This is a genomic window from Pararhizobium sp. IMCC3301, assembly GCF_030758315.1.
Classification (GTDB): domain Bacteria; phylum Pseudomonadota; class Alphaproteobacteria; order Rhizobiales.
This window is the reverse complement of the sequence record NZ_CP132336.1, coordinates 915,398-938,363: the sequence shown is the minus strand read 5'-3', so window position 1 is coordinate 938,363 and position 22,966 is coordinate 915,398. Positions and strand designations below refer to the sequence as shown.

The 22,966-nt window shown below is 56.4% G+C and carries 24 protein-coding genes; 12 read left to right on the top strand and 12 right to left on the bottom strand.

What is annotated here, in order from left to right:
* Window positions 1–130 precede the first annotated feature (130 nt).
* The 3 genes from rpsD to RAL88_RS04345 form a co-directional block, all read right to left on the bottom strand.
* Window positions 131–748 (bottom strand): 30S ribosomal protein S4, encoded by a 618-nt coding sequence (gene rpsD, locus RAL88_RS04355; RefSeq protein WP_306267502.1) that lies wholly within the window; start codon window positions 746–748, stop codon window positions 131–133.
* A gap of 184 nt (window positions 749–932) precedes the next feature.
* The gene (gene murI, locus RAL88_RS04350) at window positions 933–1,721 is read right to left on the bottom strand and encodes a glutamate racemase (protein WP_306267501.1); all 789 of its coding nucleotides are present in this window, start codon (window positions 1,719–1,721) and stop codon (window positions 933–935) included.
* Window positions 1,718–2,527, bottom strand: a complete 810-nt coding sequence (locus RAL88_RS04345; protein ID WP_306267500.1) for an RNA methyltransferase — start codon at window positions 2,525–2,527, stop codon at window positions 1,718–1,720. The genes murI and RAL88_RS04345 overlap by 4 nt, the downstream gene beginning before the upstream one ends.
* 222 nt (window positions 2,528–2,749) lie before the next feature.
* On the opposite strand from RAL88_RS04345, the gene RAL88_RS04340 reads away from it, so the two are divergent.
* The gene (locus RAL88_RS04340) at window positions 2,750–3,961 is read left to right on the top strand and encodes an NADP-dependent isocitrate dehydrogenase (protein WP_306267499.1); all 1,212 of its coding nucleotides are present in this window, start codon (window positions 2,750–2,752) and stop codon (window positions 3,959–3,961) included.
* 168 nt (window positions 3,962–4,129) lie between these two features.
* On the opposite strand, the gene RAL88_RS04335 is transcribed toward RAL88_RS04340, so the two are convergent.
* Genes RAL88_RS04335 through RAL88_RS04315 form a run of 5 tightly spaced genes read right to left on the bottom strand, consistent with a single transcriptional unit; the run spans window position 4,130 to window position 8,332 of the window.
* Window positions 4,130–4,471 (bottom strand): DUF6867 family protein, encoded by a 342-nt coding sequence (locus RAL88_RS04335; RefSeq protein ID WP_306267498.1) that lies wholly within the window; start codon window positions 4,469–4,471, stop codon window positions 4,130–4,132.
* On the bottom strand, window positions 4,471–5,184 hold the full coding sequence (locus RAL88_RS04330; RefSeq protein WP_306269581.1) for an ABC transporter ATP-binding protein: 714 nt from the start codon (window positions 5,182–5,184) through the stop codon (window positions 4,471–4,473). The genes RAL88_RS04335 and RAL88_RS04330 overlap by 1 nt, the downstream gene beginning before the upstream one ends.
* Before the next feature lie 26 nt (window positions 5,185–5,210).
* The gene (locus tag RAL88_RS04325; protein WP_306267497.1) at window positions 5,211–6,068 is read right to left on the bottom strand and encodes an ABC transporter ATP-binding protein; all 858 of its coding nucleotides are present in this window, start codon (window positions 6,066–6,068) and stop codon (window positions 5,211–5,213) included.
* A complete protein-coding gene (livM, locus tag RAL88_RS04320; RefSeq protein ID WP_306267496.1) occupies window positions 6,068–7,393 on the bottom strand; it encodes a high-affinity branched-chain amino acid ABC transporter permease LivM in 1,326 nt (441 codons plus the stop codon). Before livM ends, RAL88_RS04325 begins: the two co-directional genes overlap by 1 nt.
* A gap of 3 nt (window positions 7,394–7,396) precedes the next feature.
* On the bottom strand, window positions 7,397–8,332 hold the full coding sequence (locus RAL88_RS04315) for a branched-chain amino acid ABC transporter permease LivH (RefSeq protein WP_306267495.1): 936 nt from the start codon (window positions 8,330–8,332) through the stop codon (window positions 7,397–7,399).
* A 301-nt stretch (window positions 8,333–8,633) separates the two neighbouring features.
* On the opposite strand from RAL88_RS04315, the gene RAL88_RS04310 reads away from it, so the two are divergent.
* The 8 genes from RAL88_RS04310 to RAL88_RS04275 all read left to right on the top strand — a co-directional run bounded on the left by RAL88_RS04310 (window position 8,634) and on the right by RAL88_RS04275 (window position 15,700).
* Complete coding sequence (locus RAL88_RS04310) at window positions 8,634–9,155, top strand: flavin reductase family protein (protein WP_306267494.1); 522 nt, start codon at window positions 8,634–8,636, stop codon at window positions 9,153–9,155.
* A gap of 106 nt (window positions 9,156–9,261) precedes the next feature.
* Window positions 9,262–10,191 carry a MoxR family ATPase gene (locus tag RAL88_RS04305; RefSeq protein ID WP_306267493.1) on the top strand — a complete coding sequence of 310 codons (930 nt, stop codon included), beginning with the start codon at window positions 9,262–9,264 and terminating at the stop codon, window positions 10,189–10,191.
* The gene (locus RAL88_RS04300) at window positions 10,181–11,398 is read left to right on the top strand and encodes a VWA domain-containing protein (RefSeq protein ID WP_306267492.1); all 1,218 of its coding nucleotides are present in this window, start codon (window positions 10,181–10,183) and stop codon (window positions 11,396–11,398) included. The genes RAL88_RS04305 and RAL88_RS04300 overlap by 11 nt, the downstream gene beginning before the upstream one ends.
* A 10-nt stretch (window positions 11,399–11,408) precedes the next feature.
* A complete protein-coding gene (locus tag RAL88_RS04295; protein ID WP_306267491.1) occupies window positions 11,409–11,723 on the top strand; it encodes an XdhC family protein in 315 nt (104 codons plus the stop codon).
* Window positions 11,724–11,725: 2 nt separating this feature from the next.
* Window positions 11,726–12,424 carry an XdhC family protein gene (locus RAL88_RS04290; protein ID WP_306267490.1) on the top strand — a complete coding sequence of 233 codons (699 nt, stop codon included), beginning with the start codon at window positions 11,726–11,728 and terminating at the stop codon, window positions 12,422–12,424.
* Entirely contained in the window at window positions 12,411–14,048 is a 1,638-nt protein-coding gene (locus RAL88_RS04285; RefSeq protein ID WP_306267489.1) for a molybdopterin-binding/glycosyltransferase family 2 protein, read from the top strand. The genes RAL88_RS04290 and RAL88_RS04285 overlap by 14 nt, the downstream gene beginning before the upstream one ends.
* 97 nt (window positions 14,049–14,145) lie before the next feature.
* Window positions 14,146–14,301, top strand: coding sequence for a hypothetical protein (locus tag RAL88_RS04280; protein WP_306267488.1), 156 nt, complete (start codon window positions 14,146–14,148; stop codon window positions 14,299–14,301).
* Window positions 14,302–14,926: 625 nt separating this feature from the next.
* Window positions 14,927–15,700, top strand: a complete 774-nt coding sequence (locus RAL88_RS04275; protein ID WP_306267487.1) for an aspartate/glutamate racemase family protein — start codon at window positions 14,927–14,929, stop codon at window positions 15,698–15,700.
* A 22-nt stretch (window positions 15,701–15,722) separates the two neighbouring features.
* Here the strand turns inward: RAL88_RS04275 and RAL88_RS04270 are convergent, their stop codons facing one another.
* Window positions 15,723–16,421: a GntR family transcriptional regulator gene (locus RAL88_RS04270; protein ID WP_306267486.1), complete on the bottom strand. Its 699-nt coding sequence runs from the start codon at window positions 16,419–16,421 to the stop codon at window positions 15,723–15,725.
* Window positions 16,422–16,564: 143 nt separating this feature from the next.
* Here RAL88_RS04270 and RAL88_RS04265 point away from each other — a divergent pair, with 143 nt between their 5' ends.
* The 3 genes from RAL88_RS04265 to RAL88_RS04255 all read left to right on the top strand — a co-directional run bounded on the left by RAL88_RS04265 (window position 16,565) and on the right by RAL88_RS04255 (window position 20,499).
* Window positions 16,565–17,881, top strand: coding sequence for an FAD-binding oxidoreductase (locus RAL88_RS04265; RefSeq protein ID WP_306267485.1), 1,317 nt, complete (start codon window positions 16,565–16,567; stop codon window positions 17,879–17,881).
* Window positions 17,882–17,957: 76 nt separating this feature from the next.
* The gene (locus RAL88_RS04260; protein ID WP_306267484.1) at window positions 17,958–18,686 is read left to right on the top strand and encodes an enolase C-terminal domain-like protein; all 729 of its coding nucleotides are present in this window, start codon (window positions 17,958–17,960) and stop codon (window positions 18,684–18,686) included.
* A 79-nt stretch (window positions 18,687–18,765) separates the two neighbouring features.
* The gene (locus RAL88_RS04255; protein ID WP_306267483.1) at window positions 18,766–20,499 is read left to right on the top strand and encodes a thiamine pyrophosphate-binding protein; all 1,734 of its coding nucleotides are present in this window, start codon (window positions 18,766–18,768) and stop codon (window positions 20,497–20,499) included.
* Window positions 20,500–20,525: 26 nt separating this feature from the next.
* Here RAL88_RS04255 and radC read toward each other — a convergent pair whose 3' ends face one another.
* The 3 genes from radC to sfsA all read right to left on the bottom strand — a co-directional run bounded on the left by radC (window position 20,526) and on the right by sfsA (window position 22,924).
* A complete protein-coding gene (gene radC, locus RAL88_RS04250) occupies window positions 20,526–21,257 on the bottom strand; it encodes a DNA repair protein RadC (RefSeq protein ID WP_306267482.1) in 732 nt (243 codons plus the stop codon).
* A 12-nt stretch (window positions 21,258–21,269) separates the two neighbouring features.
* On the bottom strand, window positions 21,270–22,094 hold the full coding sequence (gene map / locus RAL88_RS04245; RefSeq protein WP_306267481.1) for a type I methionyl aminopeptidase: 825 nt from the start codon (window positions 22,092–22,094) through the stop codon (window positions 21,270–21,272).
* Between the two features lie 119 nt (window positions 22,095–22,213).
* Window positions 22,214–22,924 (bottom strand): DNA/RNA nuclease SfsA, encoded by a 711-nt coding sequence (gene sfsA, locus RAL88_RS04240; protein WP_306267480.1) that lies wholly within the window; start codon window positions 22,922–22,924, stop codon window positions 22,214–22,216.
* Window positions 22,925–22,966: the final 42 nt, after the last annotated feature.

Below are 22,966 nucleotides of genomic sequence, written 5' to 3'. Positions count from 1 at the left end.
AATCTGAAGGCCGCAGTCAGGTACGATCCGGGCTGCGGTTTTTCGTATTCTCTGAAAGGCGCGAAACTAAAAACCCCGCCGCAAGACAGAATCTTACGACGGGGCTTTGAGAATTCAGTGCAACAGATGCTTAGCGTGAGTAAAACTCGACCACCAGGTTTGGCTCCATGACAACCGGGAACGGAACATCAGCGAGCTGCGGAATGCGGGTATACTGCGCGGCCATCTTGCCGTAATCCACAGTCAGATATTCAGGTACGTCACGTTCTGCCAGATCAGTTGCTTCCAGCACCATCACCATTTCGCGTGACTTTTCGCGAATCTCCACAACATCACCTGTTTTGACACGATAGCTTGGAATGTTGACGCGCTGGCCGTTAACCTTGATATGGCCGTGATTGATGAACTGACGGGCAGCAAATACGGTCGGCACAAACTTGGCACGGTAAACAATCGCATCAAGGCGGCTTTCCAGAAGACCAATCAGATTTTCCGACGTATCACCGCGCAGACGTGTCGCTTCAGCATAGATGCGGCGGAACTGCTTCTCTGTGATATTGCCGTAATAGCCTTTCAGCTTCTGCTTGGCGCGCAGCTGGATACCGAAATCGGACGGTTTGCCCTTACGGCGCTGACCGTGCTGTCCGGGGCCATAATCGCGGCGGTTTACCGGGCTCTTCGGACGACCCCAGATGTTTTCGCCCATGCGGCGATCAATTTTATATTTAGACGAATTGCGCTTGCTCATCGTGTTTCCCAATAAAAGTGTTTCAAGGAAACGCGCCTTCCTTTGCAGGGTTTTGGCCGTGCCGACAGGGAGAAACAGCGAAGCGCTCACTTCTCCCACAGGTGCGTAACAAAAATACGGGGCCGAAGACCCCGCATTTGCAGGCGTTGTGTAGTCATTCAGCCCGGAGCTGTCAAGGCGGAACTCAGCCTGCCGAGTGCAGCTTTTTCCAGACTGTGTCGACACGCTCTGCCCCAAGCGGCGCAGAACTGATTATGTCAAACCTTCCCGGTGTGGCGGCGTTGGCTTTTGCGCCCAGAACATGGCCGGCCTGCCGGGCAATGGCGGGGCTGGGGTCTATCCAGCTCACCGGCCATGGCGCAAGCTCTTGCAGAACATCTTTCAGAAGCGGAAAATGCGTGCAGGCAAGCACAACACAATCTGTCTGCTTGCCATTGGGTTCGCGCTGGAAGCAGGGCTCTAACTCGGCTCTGATGGCATCGCGTAAATCCGGCGAAGGACCGCTGACAAACCATTGTTCCACCAGTGCGGCCAGATTTGCGCTGCCGATCAGCGCCACATTCATATCGGAAGCGAATTCGGTCAGAAGTGCGCGGGTGTAGTCCCGCGCCACCGTCCCCGGTGTTGCCAGAACACTGACCAGCCTGCTGCGGCTGAGGGAAGCTGCCGGTTTGATAGCCGGAACCGTGCCGACAACAGGAATGTCGAAAGCGGCCCGCAGGCGTGGCAATATCAGCGTTGAAGCAGTGTTGCAGGCGATGACCACCGCATCGGGCTGATGGGCACCGATCCAGTCTGAAATCTGCGTGAACAGATGATCCTGCAAGGCGCTTTCGGCCCAGTCTCCATAGGGAAAAGCGGCATAGTCGGCGGCGTAAATCATCGACACAAAGGGCAGTTCATGCCGGATGGCACGGGCCACTGACAGACCGCCCAGACCGGAATCCACCACAAGCAGACGGGCATTGCTCATTCTGGCGGGGCCGCTTTGGCTTCGGCGGCCTGGCGGCGCGGCGTATTGCGGGTTCTGCGTCCTTCCAGAGCCCCGACCACACCGCGCAGAATGGTAATGTCACGCTGGCTGTAGCCGCCCTTGTGAAACAGCGCCCGCAAAGTGCTGACCATGTGGTTTTTCTTTTCCGGCGGACGGAAGAAATTGGCGGCCTGCAATGCGCCTTCCAGATGCTGGAACAGCCCGATCAGTTCTTCCTTGCGGGCAGGGGGCTCCTGCGGTGTCTGAAAGTGGGCAGTGTCGGTTTCACTGTTGGCTCGCATCCATTCGTAGGACATTAACAGCACCGCCTGGGCGATGTTCAGCGAGGCAAAGGCGGGATTGACCGGAAAGGTCACGATTTCGCCGGCCAGCGCAATTTCCTCATTGGTCAGCCCGGTGCGCTCGCGGCCGAACAGCACACCGCAAGACTGCCCGGTGGCAATATGCGCCCTGGCTTTTTGCATGGCTGCCTGCGGCCCGTGGACGGGAACAAACATATCGCGCGGGCGCGCCGTGGTGGCATAGACCAGATTGAGGCCGCTCAGCGCTTCCTCAAGCGTGGCGAAGAGCCGGGCGTTGTCGATGACATGATCCGCTTTTGCCGAAGCATTCTTTGCCCGTTGATTTGGCCATCCGTCCCTGGGATTGACCAGGCGCAGTTCGGACAGGCCGAAATTGGCCATTGCCCGCGCCGCAGTGCCGATGTTTTCGCCAAGCTGCGGCTCGACAAGAATGATTGCCGGCCCGCCCGTGATCAGTTCGGCTTTCGAATTCGTGCCAGCCATTTGTGTTTCCGTCGTTCCGGGGGTGAGGAGTTTGGATTTGCTAGCTGTAAGCAGCATTTTTGGCAAGAGGATGAGTGAATAACGAATTCCACTTTCGCGGCCCTTTCGGCCAGAGAAAGACGATGCTATAGCAACCCGAGCATTCACACATTCTATGATGCAAGACCGTTTTTTCCGAATGACGGCTCTGGCATTTGGCCCAAAAGCTGAGGAAAATCACATATGGCTAAAATCAAAGTTGCCAATCCGGTCGTTGAACTGGATGGGGACGAGATGACCCGTATCATCTGGCAGTTCATCAAAGACAAACTCATACATCCTTATCTGGACATCGATCTGAAATATTTTGATCTGGGTATGGAGTATCGCGATGAAACCGATGACCAGGTTACCATAGATGCGGCGAATGCCATCAGGGAATACGGCGTTGGTGTGAAATGCGCGACGATCACGCCTGATGAAGATCGTGTCGAGGAATTCGGCCTGAAAAAAATGTGGCGTTCGCCAAATGGCACAATCCGCAATATTCTCGGCGGTGTTGTGTTCCGTGAGCCGATCATCTGTGAAAATGTGCCACGTCTGGTGCCGGGCTGGACTCAGCCATTGGTCATCGGCCGTCATGCCTTTGGCGATCAATACCGTGCAACTGACTTTCAGGTGCCCGGCAAAGGCAAGCTTTCGATGAAGTTTGAAGGCGAAGATGGCAAAATTATCGAACATGAAGTGTTCAACTTTCCATCTGCCGGCATTGCCATGGGGATGTACAATCTGGATGATTCGATCCGCGATTTTGCCCGCGCTTCCCTGAATTACGGTCTGACCCGCGGATGGCCGGTTTATCTGTCGACCAAGAATACAATTCTCAAAGTCTATGACGGGCGCTTCAAGGATCTGTTCGAAGAAGTGTTCCAAGCGGAATTTGCCGAGGCATTTGCCGAAAAGAAAATCACCTATGAACACCGTCTCATCGACGACATGGTGGCCTCAGCACTGAAATGGTCGGGTGGCTTTGTCTGGGCCTGTAAAAACTATGATGGTGACGTTCAGTCCGACACAGTGGCCCAGGGCTTTGGATCACTCGGTCTGATGACGTCCGTGCTGATGTCCCCGGACGGCAAAACCGTAGAATCGGAAGCTGCCCATGGTACTGTTACGCGCCATTACCGCCTGCATCAGCAGGGCAAGGAAACCTCGACCAATTCCATCGCATCGATTTTCGCATGGACACGCGGTCTGGCGCATCGCGCCAAGCTGGACGACAATCAGGCATTGGCCGATTTTGCCCTGACGCTGGAAAAGGTCTGTGTGGACACCGTGGAAAGCGGCTTCATGACCAAGGATCTGGCCTTGCTGGTGGGACCGGAACAAAAATGGCTCTCGACCACCGGCTTCCTCGACAAGATTGACGAAAATCTGCAGAAAGCCATGAGCTGATCCCAACCGGTGTTGTGGTGCTGCATCGCGGAAAATGATGCCCAGAAACTGGATCCCCGGACACCAGTGGACTTTTTCCGGAGATCTATCACCTGACCGAAATACCAACAAAAAGCCGCGGTCTCCAAGAGCCGCGGCTTTTTTGTGTAACAGCACTCGCGCTGACTATCAGGCTTTTTCGCGCCACGAAAATGGCCCGGCCTTTTTGTAGATCCAGCTGTATTGCGTGACCATCTGGTTGGTACGGGTGACGCGGAACCCGATATAGGTCATCGCCAGCAACACCACAAAATCGACGATGAAGTATTGCAAGGTAAGCAATGTGCCGTCGAACAGCGCAAAGTGGATGAAGCGGATGAATAATGTCAGCAGAAATGTGAACCATACCAAGGTCCAGAGCGGGCGCCAGGTTATGGCAATGGCGCGTCCGGTCAGATAGGCACCAAGTCCACCGAGAATGAGGGTGACAAAAATAAAGACCGACAGGGAAACTTCATAGAAAATACCCATCAGTGAGCTCCTCCTTCCAGATAGGCCGCGCGGACCTCCTCCTTTTGCAGCAGTTCCTTGCCGGTGCCCGACATGGTAATGTTGCCATTCACCATGACATAGCCCCGATGGGCAAGTTTCAGAGCGTGATAGGCATTCTGTTCGACCAGAAATACAGTCAGGCCTTCATTGCGGTTCAGTTCCTTGATGACTTCGAAAATCTGCCTCACGATCAGCGGGGCAAGGCCCAGTGATGGTTCGTCAAGCAACAGCAGGTCCGGCCGGCTCATCAGTGCGCGGGCGATTGCCAGCATCTGTTGCTCGCCGCCCGACAGTGTTCCGCCCCGCTGGCTCTGCCGCTTCTGCAGAATTGGAAACAGCTCGAAGGCTTTTTTCAGATCCTCATCGAAATGGGAATAATCGGTGATGGCAGCGCCCATCTGCAGGTTTTCCAGAACCGTCATGCGCGGGAAAATCCGCCTGCCTTCGGGAGATTGAGCAATATTCTTGGCCATGATCTCATGGGTCGGCATACGGGTAATGTCTTCGCCGCGGAAAATAATCTGGCCTTCACTGGCCTGCGGCGAGCCGCAAATGGTCATCATCAGCGTTGATTTACCGGCACCGTTCGCACCGATCAGAGTAACAATTTCGCCGTCATTGACTTCGACGTCGACGCCACGCAAAGCAACGATTTTGCCGTAATGAGTGACCACGTTTTTGATCGACAGCATGTGGGTCGAAGAGTTCGCAGCATCGCTCACAGGCCCACCTCCGCTTCGACCAGTTCAACTTCTGTATCCTCAACGCCAAGATAGGCTGCGATCACCTTGGGATCGTTGCGCACTTCCTCTGCGGTGCCATCAGAAATCTTCACGCCATAGTCGAGCACGATAATATGGTCAGAAATCTCCATCACCACGCCCATATCGTGTTCGATCAGCAGAACCGATGTTCTGTGTTCGCTGCGGATTCGTTGCAGCAATTTATTCAAATCACCGGTTTCTCTAGGGTTCAGGCCGGCTGCCGGTTCATCCAGACACAACAGATCCGGGTCGGTGCACATGGCCCGCGCGATTTCCAACCTGCGCTGGTCGCCATAGGGCAGATCGGCTGCCGGATCATCTGCACGGTCCAGAAGGTCGATTACCTCAAGCCATTTGACCGCCTTATCGATAGCCATTTTATGAGCTTTCGTATAACCGGGCAGGGCAAACAGACCGCCGATGGTGAAATTGGAAGCCAGCATCAGTCTGTTGTGCTGCGCGACGAGAAGATTCTCAAGAACCGTCATGCCGCCGAACAGGCGAATGTTCTGGAAGGTGCGGGCGACACCGGCCAGTTCCGAGATTTTAAAGTCCGGCATGCGTTCCAGCAGATATTCGCTGCCGGATTTCCGCTTCATTGTCAGCCGGCCTTCAGTGGGCTTGTAAAAGCCGGTGGCGCAATTGAAAACAGTGGTTTTGCCAGCGCCATTCGGGCCTATCAGCGCGGTAATATCGCCGCGACCAACAGAGAATGACAGATCATCCACCGCCACAAGGCCGCCAAAGCGCATCGTCAGATGTTCAACACTGAGAACCGGATTTTCATCCCAGGCGCGTGAGGTCTTATCCATCAGTGACCCTCCCCCTGGGCTACCATATCCGCGCCGATTGCTTTTCGCTTGCTGTAGACCGCCGAAGGGTTGCGGGTGGTGATCAGGCCGCGCGGTTTCCAGACCATGATGACTACCATCGCAAGACCGAAAATCAGCATGCGGTAGTCAGAGAATTCGCGGAACACCTCAAACCCTCCGATCAGCACCACCGCGGCGATGACCACGCCGATCTGGCTGCCCAGTCCACCCAGCACGACAATGGCAAGAATGATGGCGGATTCGATGAAGGTGAAACTCTCGGGAGAAATGAAGCCTTGCCGGGTGGCGAAGAACGAACCGGCAAATCCGGCAAACATCGCCCCGATGGCAAAAGCCGTCAGCTTGGTGTTGGTGGTGTTTATGCCAAGGGAGCGGCAGGCTATTTCATCTTCGCGCAGTGCCTCCCAGGCTCGCCCGATCGGTAGCCGCCGCAGCCGCATGGTGACAAAGTTGGTCAGCAACGCCAGCGCCAGAATGACATAATATAGAAAGATGATGCGGTGGATTGGCGAATAGTCCAAACCGAATGTCTCGGCAAACCCGCCTTCGCCGCGGGTAAAATCAATTCCAAAAAAAGTCGGTCGGGGAATGCCGGAAATTCCATCCGGACCGCCAGTAAACTGATACCAGTTCAACAGCACGACGCGAACGATTTCACCGAACGCCAGAGTGACAATCGCCAGGTAATCACCGCGCAGGCGCAATACTGGAAAGCCCAGGATAATGCCCCAGAAAGCTGCCAGAATGCCGGCCAGCGGCAGACAAATCCAGAACCCCAGATCAAATGTCTGGGCGAGCAGTGCGAAGGAATAGGCCCCGACAGCGTAAAACGCCACATAACCAAGATCGAGCAGTCCGGCAAGGCCGACCACAATGTTCAGCCCCCAGCCGAGCATGACGTAGGTCGTGATCAGGACTGCCAGATCGAGATATTGCCGAGAGCCGCTCGCGCCTTTCAGTTCGAGCAGCGCGAAAGGCAAGGCAACGGCAGCCGCAAACAGCAGTGGGCCAATGATTTTCGCCGACGGCATTGGCACTTTGGGCATGGTGAAAGACCGCCCGCGACCCTGACCGGCTCCCGGCCGCCGCCAAACAAAATAATTCAGCAGGAACCGTCCGGCAAACACCACTGCCACAGCAACTGCAACGGCGAGCCAGCGCTGTTCAAGCACGAGGCCACCCGGCGCGATGCTGGTTTTAATCCCTATCAGGAAAAAGGACAGGGCCAGCGTCAGAACACCGGCCACAAGGGAATCTTTCAGCGAGGCCGCGAGCCGGCTGTCTTGATCTGCTAATGGTGCCATTGATCAGACCTTCTCTACTTCGGGTTTGCCAAGCAAGCCGGAAGGCAGGAAGATCAGGACAATCGCCAGGATCGAAAACGCGGCCACATCCTTGTACTCAACGCTGAAATAACCCGACCAGAAGACTTCGATCAGGCCGATCAGCAGACCGCCCAGCATGGCACCTGGCAGCGAACCGATGCCGCCGAGAACCGCTGCCGTGAAGGCTTTAACGCCGGCCACGAAGCCAATGTAAAAATCAATCACACCGTAATACAGCAGGAACAGAAGCCCTGCGACCGCCGCCAACGCGGCACCCATCACGAAAGTCAGGGAAATCGTCCGGTCAACATTGATCCCCAGCAATGATGCCATTTTACGGTCTTGCTCGCAGGCGCGCTGCGAGCGGCCAAGCGAGGTTTTGGAAATCAGCAGGGAAAAACCGATCATGAGAATGATTGTGGTCAGCACAATCAGGATTTGCATGTTGGAGAGCTGAACGGCAAATGTGCCGTTTGCGGTTTCCGCTTCCATCAATGTGTAGCCGCCCGGTACAAGCGGCTCGAGCGGTTTCACCCGTGCGCCTTGTGAAATCTGGACGAAATTCTGCAGCGCGATGGACATGCCAATGGCTGTAATCAGCGGAGCCAGCCGGAACGATCCGCGCAATGGCCGATATGCAAGTCGCTCCACGGTCCAGCCCCAGATTGACGTGAAAACCATGGAGACCAGCAAAACGAGGATCAGGGCCAGGATCAGGACCCAGAAGCCGGTTGCCGCCGTTAGCCCGAGCACGATGATGCAGATCAGCGAAATGAAAGCGCCGATCATGAAAATATCACCATGGGCAAAGTTGATCATGCCGATGATGCCATACACCATGGTGTATCCAATGGCGATCAGGCCATAGATCGAGCCGAGTGTGACGCCGTTAATCAATTGCTGCAGAAAATATTCCACGTCAGCCAATCTCCCTGTCTGTGTCGGCTGTATTGACAACCTGTGATCCGTCTGGTGCGGATTTACTAGCATCGTGCCATATCAGTGCCATAACGGCAAAACAACTGCCAGCGCATTCTGCAGCCGATTTTTGTACATTTTGCTGAGGTCAGTCAGCCTTTGCGGTTCCGCAGCAACAATGGTGTCTGGCAGTTGTCAAATGGTCGCAGGCCGAAACGCCACTACAGGGCACCGCTGATAGAAGTATGGTGTTTAGAGTAATTCTGCCATACATGCAGGGAGCAACATTTCCGAGGCTGCCTTGACTGTTTCCACGCAAATCCGCTCTTCGCAGAGCGACAGTGTTTCCAAAGACCAGTTTCGCGATGCCATGAGCCGCGTCGGTTCTGCGGTTCATATTGTCACGTCGGGCGGGATTGCCGGCCAGGCCGGTCTGACAGTCACGGCATTCAGCGCAGTGTCCGATGCACCGCCGATTGTGCTGGTCTGCGTCAACCGGGCGTCGCGCAGCAACGAGATCATCAAAAAGAACGGCATCTTCTGCGTCAACATTCTATCCGCCGGAGAGCGCCATATGGCGGATTTGTTTGCCGGCCGGAATGTCGCTCATCCGGAAGCCAACCGGTTTGAAGGTCTGCAGATCAGCAAAACTGTTTCCGGCGCGCCGGTGCTGCCGGGATGTCTGGCATCGATGGATTGCGCACTGGAACGGATTGTCGAAATGGGCACTCATTCGGTGTTGTTTGGCCATGTGCAGGCAATTGTGCCGGGGCAACTTGGCCCAGGACTGATCTACCGCGACCGGGATTATCACGCTTTATAGGCGCAGATCCGAGCGTCGCGGGCGCCGGCAGCGCGGCTGTCGATTGCCGGATGCGTGCCGATCAGCCATAACACAGCCTGCTGGTACGACAAGGATTTGTTGAGTCATGAATCACCCCTATCCGCGCTCGATTGATGACACCCATGCTTTGCTGGGGCGGGCGGGCTATGTTGCGGACCGCTCACTTGCAACCGTGCTGTATCTGTCGCTGAAAATGCAACGCCCGCTGTTTCTGGAAGGCGAGGCGGGGGTGGGAAAAACCGAGATCGCAAAGGTTCTGTCCGCGCAATTGGGGCGGCCGCTGATACGGCTGCAATGCTATGAAGGTCTCGACATCGCCTCTGCCGTCTATGAGTGGAATTATGCGGCCCAGATGCTGGAAATCCGCATGGCGGAAGCGCTCGGAAGTTCCGACAAGACGGGCCTGGCAAAAAGCGTGTTCGATGAAAAATTTCTGTTGAAACGTCCGCTCCTGCAGGCACTGGATGCGCCGGATGGCGCAGCGCCGGTGCTGCTGATCGATGAGTTGGACCGTGCAGACGAGGCGTTTGAAGCGTATTTGCTGGAAGTACTGTCTGAGTTTCAGATCACCATCCCTGAATTGGGCACGATCAAAGCCAAACAGCCGCCGATTGTCATTATTACCACAAACCGCACCCGGGAAATCCATGATGCGCTGAAGCGGCGCTGCCTGTATCACTGGGTGGATTACCCGAACGCGGAGCGGGAATTGCAGATTGTCGCCAACAAGGTGCCGGGTGCCAGCGCCCGGCTGTCTGCGGAGATTGTCGGTTTCGTGCAGAAATTGCGCAGCGACGCGGATTTGTTCAAAAATCCCGGCGTCGCAGAAACCATCGACTGGGCCACTGCGCTGACCGAACTTGACCGCACTGCGCTTGATCCGCAAACCGTGTTGGAGACACTTGGTGTGCTGCTGAAATATCAGGATGACATTCAGGCGGTTCAGGGCGGGCGTGCCGATCAGGTTCTGAGCGCTATCAAAGTGGAACTGACGGGTGCCGGACATGGCGAATGAAGACGGGCCAGGGCATTTCGCCGATAATATTGTGCATTTCGCCCGTGTGCTGCGCGCCGCAGGCCTGCCGGTACGCCCGTCACGGGTCGTCGATGCAGTGCGCGCCGTCGAGGTGGCAGGACTTCAAAGCCGGGATGATCTGTATTGGACGCTGAGCTCGGTGTTTATCAGCAAACGCGAGCACCACGCTGTTTTTACAGCCGGTTTTGACATGTTCTGGCGACCGGCACACCGTCTGGAAACAATGCTGGCAGCCGTATCTGCGCAGGCAAATGCGCCTTTGGCAGGTGAGAAGCCAAAAGCGGCTGCGGCCCGGGTGGCGCAGGCGATGCTGCAGCAGATTGCGCAACGGCCCCACGACATGCAGCCTGACATGGACATCGAGGCGGCAGATACGGTTTCCGGCCAGGAGATCCTGCAAGCGAAGGATTTTGCACAGATGAACGCAGAGGAACTGGCCGAGGCCAAGCGCGCCATGCAAACCTTGGCCCTGCCGGTCGCCAGGGTCAGGACACGGCGCTTTCAATCCGGTCATTCCGGGTCCCGGCTGGATATGCGCCGCACCATGCGCGCCAGTCTGGCGACCGGTGGCGAATGGGTGTCGCCGGTGTTGCGGCGGCGGCGTGAAATGGCGCCGCCGATTGTCGCGCTTTGCGATATTTCCGGCTCGATGAGCCAGTATTCCCGGTTGTTTCTGCATTTTCTCCATGCGCTGGCGGAAAGCCGGAGCCGGGTGCACAGTTTCGTCTTCGGCACCCGACTTACCAATATCAGCCGCGCTTTGGCGCGCAAGGACCCGGACGAGGCTCTGGATGCCTGTGCTGCCCTGGTGGCCGACTGGTCCGGCGGCACCCGTATCGCAACTGCGCTGCATGATTTCAACAAGCACTGGTCGCGCCGGGTTCTGGGGCAGGGCGCCATTGTCCTGCTGATGACCGATGGGCTGGAGCGTGACAGTGATGAGGATCTGGGGTTTGAAATGGAACGACTGCAAAAATCCTGCCGCCAGTTGATTTGGCTCAATCCGCTTCTCAGATATGATGGGTTCGAGGCGCGGGCCAGCGGCGTGCGCGCCATGTTGCCATTTGTCGATCAGTTTCGGGCCGTGCATTCGCTTGATGCAATATCGGATTTGTGTCTGTCTCTGACGCAGCCGGTGACGCGCGTTGCGGATCTATCAGGGTACCGGCGGACACAGGCTGCATAGGAGTCATATTATGAATCGTGATATTCTGCAGACTGCCGAGAGCTGGATTTCACAAGGCCGCCGCATCGCGCTGGCTACAGTGGTGGATACATGGGGATCTGCGCCGCGAGCGGCGGGCAGTCATCTGGTGATTGACGCGGAGGGGAATTTTGAAGGGTCGGTCTCGGGCGGCTGCGTTGAAGGCGAGGTGATTGCGGAAGCGCTGGATGTGATTGAGAGCGGGCAGCCGAAAATGCTGGAATTCGGTGTTGCCGATGAAACCGCGTGGCGGGTCGGTCTGTCCTGCGGCGGCAAAATCCGCATTTTTGTTGATCGGGTGCTGTAGACATGAAAAAGGTTCTGTTGCCGAAACTCAATGCCGCCCGCGCCAACAGGCGCGCTGTCATTCTCGTGCGCCATCTGGGCAGCGGTGAAGGCCGGCTGATTTTTCGTGATACCCTGACTGAGGACGATCCGCTTGCTGATGCTTCGAAAGCCCGGTTTCGGTCCGGTAAATCCGGGCGCGAAACAATTGGCGGGGAAGACTTCTTTCTTAATGTGGAACTGCCGGCACCGCGCATCGTGGTTATCGGTGCAGTGCATATATCTCAGGCGCTGGTGCCAATGGTGCGGGAATGCGGGTTTGATCTGATGATCATCGATCCGCGTACCGCCTTTGCTACAGCGGAGCGGTTTCCTTCGGTCAATCTGCTGGCTGAGTGGCCCCAGGATGTGCTGAATGATGCTCTGGTCGACGGCTACACGGCGCTTGCGGCCGTCACCCATGATCCCAAAATCGACGATTTTGCCCTGGAAATCGCGCTGAAAAACCAGTGTTTCTATATTGGCGCTCTGGGCAGCCGCAAAACCCACAGCGCCCGGCTGGAGCGGTTACGGGCCGGTGGCTTTTCAGACGCTCAACTGGCCCGGATCGATGCGCCGATCGGGCTTGATATCGGGGCAGCCACTCCGGCCGAAATTGCTGTCGCCATTCTGGGACAGATCATCGCCGCATTGCGCAAGGACCGGCCTGTTGAAACTGCTTGATCTTCCGCCAGCCGATGCAACCGGCACCCTGCTGGCCCATTCCCAGGATGGCGAGCTGGACGGCAAGAAAGTGCGTCTGAAAAAAGGCACTCTGCTGTCGGCGCAGGACATTGCCGCCTTGCAGGCGAGGGGCCATGCCAGCATCACAGTGGCGCAACTGGATGCGCAGGACGTTCATGAAGATGAAGCCGCGCTGCGTCTGGCGCGGGCGGTGTGCGGACCGCATATGCGGGTCGATCAGCCCTTTACCGGCCGGGCCAATCTGTTTGCGCAAAAAGCCGGGCTGTTTCTGGCGGACGCTGATCTGGTGGACCGGATCAACCGCTGTGACCCTTCAATGACCCTGGCAACCCTGCCGCCCTATACAGCGGTCGAGGCCGGGCGCATGGTGGCCACGGTGAAAATCATTCCCTTTGCGGTGCCCGGTGCCGTGCTGCAGTCCTGCATCGGGGCCGCCTCTGATGGCGCGCTGTCAGTTGCCGGATTTCGGGCGGCCAGGGTTGGTCTGGTTGCAACCCGTCTGCCGACGCTGCGGGAAAAAATCATGGACAAGACCCGCAAGGTTCTGGCCGGCCGTCTGGAAGCCAGCGGCTCTACTGTGTTCGAGGAAATCCGCACGCCACACGAAACCGCGGCGGTGGCGAATGCCATAAGCCTGCTGGCCGACAAGAACGCTGATCTTATTGTACTGGTCGGCGCATCGGCGATGATTGATGCAGATGACGTGCTGCCACAGGCTTTGCGGCGCGCCGGCGGCACAGTGCTCCATGTCGGCATGCCGGTGGACCCTGGAAACCTGTTGTTTCTGGGCGAGTTGGCAGGTCGGCCCGTGATCGGCGCTCCGGGCTGTGCCCGCTCGCCGGTGGAAAACGGGTTTGACTGGGTGCTGAACCGAATTCTGGCCGGTATACCGGTCAGGGCAGAGGATATTTCGGCGATGGGTGTCGGGGGGCTGCTGATGGAAATCGTCAGCCGGCCGCAGCCCCGTGAACTGGAGCTGAGCCAGTATACTGGATCACCCAGAATCGCCGCGCTGCTGCTCGCCGCAGGCCAGAGCAAGCGCATGGGCGCCAATAACAAGCTGATTGCCGAGCTGGATGGAATGCCGCTGGTACGCCACGTTGCCGAAGCGGTGCGCAACGCGCTTGGTGCCGATCTGACCGTCGTCACCGGGGCGCAACCAGAGCAGATTGAGGCGGCGCTTGAGGGCATCGAAAAGCAGATCGTGTTCAATCCGGAGTTCGACCGGGGCCTGTCGACATCTTTGCGCACCGGCATACAGGCTTTGGCAAGCCGGACATCGCCGCCGGATGGCGTTGTCGTTCTGCTCGGCGACATGCCGCTTATATCGCAGGATGTCATTTTGAAACTGATCGCCGGTTTTGATCCGGCGCAGGGCCGGGAAATCATCGTCCCGACCGATCGCGGTAAACGCGGCAATCCGGTACTCTGGTCAGCGCGGTTTCTGAATGCCCTGTCCGGTATACAGGGCGATACGGGCGGGCGTCATCTGATCGGCGAATTCGCTGAATTCGTCCACGAGGTTGAAATTGGTCCGGCGGCCTCGTTTGATCTGGATACGCCTGAACAGATGCAGCGCGTCGGGGGCCGGTTTCAGGATTAAACGGCTTCATTCGCCGGCCGCATGGCATCCATGCAATCATTGCACGTCTCTTTGCGCTTGCGTGATCTATATAGAAGGTCATGAAAGGAGAGCAAACATGTCTCTTAGAACATCTTTAGCGCGTATTGGATCGGCCTTCCGGCCTGTCGACCGGCAGACCGTGATCCGCAACTATCTCAACGATTCTGTCTCGATCCATGATCTGGAACGGCGTCAGCACGAAATTGAAACCGGAAAATTCAAAACGTTCTGAGGCGCATCTGCGCCTCAGGCCCCCTTGGCATCACACCGGCTACAAGCCGGTCCCCTTGACGCCACACCGGATGGCCGCATCCGAGATCCCCAAACCCAGCCCTGCAGCGGATTTTCAGTCGGAATTCTGGATCCCCGGAACAAGTCCGAGGAAGACGGGTTGGGATGAATTCGCCTTTCCGGTTTGGGCCGCTGGTCTCCAATCGAAATCTCCCGTTATGACGAGAGTGGCGTAAATTCGCCGCTCCGGTTTCCCCAACCTTCCTCCCATCGTCGTCCCCGGACTTGTTCCAGGGATCCAGAAAGACCTGGTCGCTTGACGTTTACCGGGCGTCACGCGATGCCACGTCTCCGCGTGCCGAATTCCCGGAAACGTACAGGGATGACGGATCGGAGTGAATCCGGCTTCCTGTGTTTTGCCCGTCATCTTCGTCTCCCGAGCCTGTCCAGTTGAGTTCATTTTGGAGCTCGAATGTTATGATTTCTCCGGTCTATCAGAGCCGCCGGCAGGCCTTGGGTGTGACCTCGGCAAAAATTGATTGACTCTGCGCATAGCTGTATACACTACTGTCTTCAGATCGTGCAGGCGAAGACAATTGCAGCAGGTTTCAGGAAGGCGAGTGACGATGTTGACCCAAAAAGGTGGCAAGACAATTTACGGTGCAAGCCTTGGAATTTTAATGCTCGAAACACAGTTTCCGCGCATTCCAGGTGACATCGGCAACGCAACGACATGGCCTTTTCCAGTCCAGTATCGCGTTGTGCGGAGTGCGACGCCTGAACTGGTCGTGCGCAATGACGCCCGCCTGCTGGTTGACAAATTCATCGATGCTGCCAGGGACCTTGTTGCAAGCGGTTGCGATGGAATCACCACCAATTGCGGGTTCCTGTCGATTGTACAAGATCAATTGGCAGAAGCTGTAGCGGTACCGGTTGCCACCTCTTCGCTGATGCAGATGCAGATGGTGCAAGCGATGCTGCCAGCAGGCAAACGCGCAGGCATTCTGACCATTTCGAAAGAAACGCTGACGGCAGCACATTTGACGGCAGCCAATGTGCCTTTGGATACGCCCATCGTCGGCACCGAAAATGGCCGGGTGTTTACGCGCGACATCCTTGGAGACGCGGCTGAAATTGATTTCGAGGCTTGCCGGCAGGACATGTGTGACGCCGCAAGGCAATTGGTGACGGAACACGCGGACTTAGGTGCCATCATTCTGGAATGCACCAACATGACACCTTATGCGGCAGAGGTTCGCAAGCTGACCGGATTGCCGGTGTTCTCGATTTACAGCTTTATTCATTGGTTTCAGCAAGCCCTGGTCCCGGATCGGTTTTCCGTGCATCTGGACGACCCTTTGCTCGGCCTTGCCGGCAGACCCGCAAATCCGGTCAAATGATTTGATCTGACGATGAAACGCACTAGGCGCCGGGAACGTAGAGCTGAGAATATGCCATGCGGACCAGTTCCACCGTCTGCTCGCTGCGACGTTCTATATGATCTCTCATAGCTGTAATCGCGCGATCCGTGTCGCGAGCCTTGACCGCACTAAGAATAACGCGATGGGCGGACAGCGACGTTTCATCATCTGCTGAAATCCCCCTTCGGTCACGCAACTGGCGAAGGTTGATGATCCTGACATACCGGATCCGTTCGTTGATATTGCTCAGGAATTTCAGGAGTTCCTGGTTGCCTGAAAGCGCAGCGAGCTTCATGTGGAACTCCTCGTCCATTCTCAAAAGCTCATTCAGATCGGTACAAACCGCATATGATTTTTCGACCTCGTCCAGATATGTGACGACATGGTGGATCTCGTTGTCGCTCGCTGTTTCGATGGTCCGGATTACCGCTTCGGTTTCAAGGGCGCACCGCAACTGATAGAGCTCCAGAATTTTTTCAGGACTCAGCGGCCTGCAGAAAAAACCCTTGCCCAGAACGAATGTCAGGAAACCTTCTGCCACCAGACGGTTGAGCGCCTCGCGAAGTGGCGTGCGGCTGACCATCAGCGTGCTCGTCAGCGCTGTCTCGTTCAAACGCTCGCCAGGTTTGAATTCGAAGTCCGTGGCCTTCTGGCGAAGTGTCAAATAGGCCCGGTCGACGCTGCTCTCTGACTTGCTCATTCGTTCCTCAATGCTCCTGTTTCAAGCATTGTTATCCAAAAAAACAGCATAAGGAAACATTTGTCTTTAACTCTGCATACAGTTCTGTATATATATTGGCATGCGGATTATCTGGCTGAACCATTTTGTGGATTGGGCGCACCATGTCAAAACCTGACCCTCAACATGTGGTCGTTGTCGGCGCCGGCATTGTCGGCGTGTCGGCGGCGATCTGGTTGTTGCGGAAGGGCGTTGACGTCACCATTGTCGATGCCCAGGCACCAGGCAGCGAAAAAGCCGCATCTTTCGGAAATGCCGGAATCCTTGCGGCATGTTCAGTGGCTCCGGTGACAGCTCCGGGAATGGTCAGAAAAAGCCCGAAGATGCTGCTCGACCCCAACTTCCCGCTGTTCTTGCGCTGGTCCTATCTGCCACGTCTTGCACCATGGCTGTTGAAATACCTTTCAAATGCCAACGACAACGACACCCGTCGGATCGCGCGCGGGATCGCGCCAATTACGTATGACTCCATGGAACAGCACCGAGCCCTGACAAAGGGAACAGCTGCGGCGCAATGGTTGACGTCTTCTGATTACAGTTTTGTCTACCCAAATCGGGCGGCATTCGAGGCGGATCAGTACACCTGGATGTTGCGGAAATCCGCAGGATTTGAACCGGAATTGATCGAAGGATCTGCTGTTCGGGAATTTGAGCCCAACCTTTCCCCGGACCTGAAGCTTTTGGCCGTCATGCGGGATCACGGCTATATCCGGGACCCGGGTTCATACATCGCCGCACTGGCGCGCGCGGCGGAAGATCTCGGCGCAAAGTTCCTCAAGGCCGATGTGTCCGATTTTACGTTTGAAGATGGCCGTGTCAGCGCGGTGGTCACCAGGGACGAAACGCTGAGCTGTTCCCACGTGATCCTCGCGGCCGGTGTCTGGTCGGGGGCTTTGGCAAAAAAGCTTGGCCTCTCGGTGCCTCTGGAAACCGAGCGGGGCTATCACATCGAGTTCAGCGCGCCGGTCAACGGGCCGCGCACACCGCTGATGCTGACGACCGGAAAATTCGTCGCCACTCCCATGGAAAACGGTCTGCGGTGTGCCGGGATCGTCGAATTCGGCGGCCTGCAGGCCGGTTCGTCGAAGGCACCACTGGCGCTGTTGCGACGCAAAGTGAAAGAGAGCTTTCCTGCCTTTTCATTTGAGGGCGAGAAACCATGGCTCGGTCACCGACCCGCGCCATCCGACAGCTTGCCGTTGATCGGCGAAATCAACAACACAGGTATAATTGCGGGCTTTGGTCATCACCATATCGGTTTGACCGCCGGCCCCAAAACCGGTCGAATTCTGGCCGGTATTGTCACTGGGCAATGGGAGAATATCGATCTGGCCGCTTATGACCCAATGCGGTTCCAGACCCATTTCCAGAACCGAATTCCTGCACGCAGGGATAACCACCAAGCTAAAAAGGGAGCCTGAAAAATGTCAAAAACCACCATAACGGTGGCGACCAGTTTTGCTGTCGCCGCCATGTCCGCCTCGGATGCGCGACAGTATGGCGATGAGCTTCTCGATTGCCAATCCCGACTTTGACGCAGACCTTAATGACATTGCGGCAATGTGGGAAGACGGTGTTCGAATCTTCAAGTTCAAGACCGGATTTGCCGGGCACCGCTTTGACCTGATGCGGTGTGCAAAACTGCGCAAAATCTATGGTGACGAGGTCGACATTCGCATCGACTACAATCAGGGTTTGCCAGCCTATGACGCTGTGCGGTGCATCCGCGATATCGAGGCGTTTCGCCCTACCTTCATTGAGCAACCTGTGAAGATGCATGAGCGCGAGGCGCTGGCACATATTACCCATGTCATCGATACGCCGATTATGGCCGACGAAAGCGTTTTTGACCCGAAAGGCGCATTGTATGGCGTGCAAAATCGCATCGCCGACATCTTTTCGCTGAAAATAATGAAATCAGGCGGAATTCGCCGGGCGCTGGAGGTTGCTGCGATTGCCCGTGCTGGCGGGATCGAGGTTTATGGCGGGTGCATGTTCGAGACCGGATTGGCCCACGCCGCAGGGGCGCATCTCATGGCTGCTGTTCCCGATTTGCTGCTGCAATGCGAATTCTACATGGCGAATTATTATGCGCAGGAGGATATTCTGACGCAGCCTTTCCCTGTCAGGAACGGACGGGTGCATGTGCCCACCGGACCTGGCCTGGGCGTCGAGGTTGATCCGGCCATGCTGGCGAAATACGCCGTGGAAGATCCGCTGCTCTAGCAGCTGCACTAAAGTAAACTCAAAAATTTCTGCATGCAGTTCTGCATGCAAGTGAAGTGTTTCGGAAAGGGACCGTAAAGTGAGCAATTCAGAATCCAAACGGATGAACGGGGCGCAGATCATTCTGAAAATGCTGGAGCTGCATGGCGTCAAGCATGTGTTCGGGCTGCCGGGCGAGACGACAATCGGCTGGTACAAGGAGTGGCGCAAACACAGTGACATTGAATTTGTTCTGACCCGTGACGAGAGGACCGCGTCTTATGCGGCCGAGGCTTATGCCAAGATCACGGGCCGTCCCTCTGTGCTCGAGGCCCCAAGCCCAGGCGTGACGCATTGCACACCGGGAATGGCCGAAGCTTATCTCAGTTCGGTTCCGATCATCTATTTCAGCTCGGACATTCCAATCAACCAGGACAAGAAGCATGGTCTGACTGGCATTGATCAGACGAAATTGTATGACAGTATTTCAAAGGAATCCTTCGTCCTGACGAATGCAAAGGAAATTCCGTTTCTGATGCGCCGCGCGTTCCGCGTGGCAACGTCCGGGCGTCCGGCGCCAGTCCATATCCGGGTCCCCATCAACATCTATGGTGAAGAAGCGGAGATAAACGATCTGTATGCGGAACCCGAATACAGTGCATATCCCGCGCATCGCCCGGTTGCGGATCACAGCAAGATCCGCGCTGCCATTGAGGTTCTCCTGAAGGCGAAGAAACCGGTGATTGTTTGCGGGCAAGGGGGCCTTATTTCAAAGGCTTCCGATATTATACTCGAACTTGCCGAACTGCTTCAGATTCCGGTTGGCACGACCACGCCGGGCAAAGGCACCATTGCCGAAAATCATCCTCTTGCGCTGCGTGTCATCGGCGGCCGCGGCGGTATGGAATATTCCAACCAGTATGTCTTCGATGCGGATACCATTTTCTTTGTCGGCTCCAACACGGACAGCGCGGCGACGGATCACTGGAGCCTTTATGGAGATCCCAATTCCAAGACCTTCCTGCACCTGGATATTGCCGAAGCTCATGTTGGCAACAACTTCCCGCTCAAGGTCGGGATGGTTGGAGACGCCCGCGCCAGCCTGGAATACATGGTCGAACTGATCAAGGCCGAGCACCCTAATTTGAAAAGACCGCCGGTTGACCTCAATCCGGTCAAGAAAACCGCTCTCGACAGAGTGTTCAACTCCAATATCCCCATGCCCGAGGGAACGATTTCTCCTGTCAAGCTGTCTCAGGCACTGGACAAAATCCTGCCAGCGAATGCCATCGTCACCTCCGAACCTGGCGTAAGCGCCATTTACCCGTCTGCGCTTCTGACAATCAAAGAGCCCGGCCGGCGCTATATCACCAACTATTCCATGGGTGCGTTGGGATACTCCGTTCCCGCTGCCATCGGAGCCTCCTATGCCTCTGATGGCCCGGTTATTTCGTTCACAGGTGACGGTTCGTTCGGTTTTGTCATTGGCGACATGGAAACCATCAAACGCAGCAACAAGAATGTCACCATCATCCTGACGCGCAATGACACATTTGGCTGGATTCGCGGTGAAGCCATCCTGCTGGATGATGTGGACGAACCCTGGTCAACAGATTTTGGCAGCGTTGACTACGTGAAGGTCGCAGAAGCCTTTGGTTTCAAGACCGCGCGGATTACAACTGAAGATGAAATCGAAGCGGTTTTGTCCGAAGCAATTCAAAATCCAGGCGCAAATTTCATCGAAATCATGGTGCCGTCTCAGGACAAGATTGTACCCTTTGTGCCGTCATGGGTGAGAGCTGCCAAGGCAAAAAACCTGCCATATTTTTACTGATGCGGGGATCCAGCAACCAGCGGGCACTACAGCAGGTTCATCGCCTTGAAACTGGCATGGCCGTGTTTGCCGATGATGATGTGATCGTGCAGCAGAATGTTGAGCGGGGTCAGGATCTCCGCAATTCTGCCGGTCATATCGATATCGGCCTGTGAGGGGGCCGGGTCGCCCGAGGGGTGATTGTGCACCAGAATCAGCGCTGTGGCGGACAGCTCCAGCGCACGTTTTACCACTTCCCTTGGATAGACCGGCGTGTGATCCACCGTGCCCTGCTGCTGCACCTCATCGGCGATCAGCCGGTTTTTGCGGTCGAGAAACAGCACGCGGAACTGTTCGCGTTCCTCATAGGCCATGGTGGTGCGGCAGTAATCCAGCACCGAATTCCACGATGACAGCAACGGTTTTTGCTGCAATTCATGCTTGCCGAGCCGCGCCGCCAGTGCCTGAAACAGTTTCAGCTCGCTGGCAACGCTCTGTCCGATGCCGTCAATTTCAGTGAGGCGTTTTGCTGATGCGCCGAACACGCCGCTGAGCGAGCCGAACCGTGTCAGCAGAGCTTTGGCAACTGGTTTGGTGTCGCGCCGGGGCAGGGCGCGAAACAGCAGCAATTCGAGAATTTCATAATCCGCCAGTGCCTCCGGCCCGGCCTCGCGAAAGCGCGCACGCAGGCGGTCGCGATGCCCGGCATAATGCGGCTTCCCGGCTTGTTTGCGGGTCGTGTCCCCGGATATATCCTGATGCTCCGACGGCTCTGTCATGCCGTCACTGTGCTATGCAAATACCGGTTTGTGAAGGCCCGAAGGCGAGGTTGTGAAAATCTCACAGCCGCTTTCCGTAATGCCGACACTGTGCTCGAACTGGGCACTGAGAGAGCGATCGCGGGTAACGGCAGTCCAGCCATCGGACAGGACTTTGACATGGGGGCGGCCAAGATTGATCATCGGCTCGATGGTGAACAGCATGCCGGGCCGCAATTCAACGCCTTCGCCGGGCCGGCCATAATGCAGAATATTCGGCTCGTCATGGAACAACTGCCCCAGGCCATGGCCGCAAAAATCGCGCACAACCGAACAGCGCTGGCCCTCGGCATAGGCCTGAATGGCGTGGCCGATATCGCCGGTGGTGTTGCCGGGCAGAGCAGCGGAAATGCCGCGCATCAATGATTCATAGGTCACATCGATCAGCCGTTCGGCGGCACGCTTGGAGTTTCCGGCAACATACATGCGGCTGGAATCGCCGTGCCAGCCATCGACAATCAGCGTTACATCGATGTTGAGAATATCACCGTCTTTCAGCGCCTTGCCGCCGGGAATGCCGTGACAGACCACATGGTTGAGCGAGATACAGCTGGAATGAGTATAGCCGCGATAGTTCAGCGTTGCCGCAATGGAGCCATTATCCAGCGCAAACTGGAAAATGAAATCATCCAGCTCCTGGGTGGTGACACCGGGCTTGACCAACTCGCCGACACGGTCAAGGCATTGCGCGGTCAACTGGCCGGCGGCGCGCATCCCGGCAAATCCGCTTTCATCATAAAGCCGGATCTGGCCGCTTTTGCGCAGCGGCACTTCATTGGCATCTACATAGATCGTCATCGTCTCGCTCTGCTTTCAGGCTGGTCTGCTGTTAGCTGTTCCATGGCATAAAATTCGCGACGCTGCAAAATTGCAGGTCAATGGAAACATGCCAAAAATGTATATGATGGCGGCGCAATTCAAGCCTCGGGCACATCCACCGGCACCTGCCGGTAGGCTTCGATGCTGTCCGGGGTAAGTCTGCAGACATAGGCCAAAGCTTCGACGCCAGCCCGGTGCGCGCTGGCTAAGGCGGCAGCATAGGCCGGGTCGATCTCGCCGGCAAAGCGCAGCCGGTCGCCATCATCGCGCTGGATCAGATAGAGCATCACCGCGCGGTGCCCTTCTGCCGCCATATCGGCGAGTTCGGCCAGATGTTTGGTTCCGCGCGCGGTGACCGAATCGGGAAATTCATAAAGCCGCTTCGTGCGCAGCATGTGGACATTCTTGACTTCGACATAACAGTTGGCTCGGGCGCTGCCGGACAGCAGAATATCGATGCGGCTGTTCTTTCCGTATCTGACTTCCCGTTTCAAGGTGTCATAGCCCTGCAATTCGCTGATCGTGCCATTATGAATGGCCTCTTCCACCAGGGCGTTCGGCCGCGCCGTGTTGATGCCGACAATCGTATTGTCAGCCTCGGTCAGCTCCCAGGAATAGGCCAGCTTGCGCTTTGGATTATCGGATTTCGACAGCCACACCTTTTGTCCCGGCTGTTTGAGCCCAAGCATCGCCCCCGGATTGGCGCAATGGGCGGTGATCTCGGTGCCGTCCGGCAGCCTTATATCGGCGAGGAAGCGTTTGTAACGCCGGATCAGAATGCCTTCTGTCAGCGGGCTGTCAAATTTCATACTTAGCAAAACCTTGTCCGAATTTCCTCTGTGAGATAGACA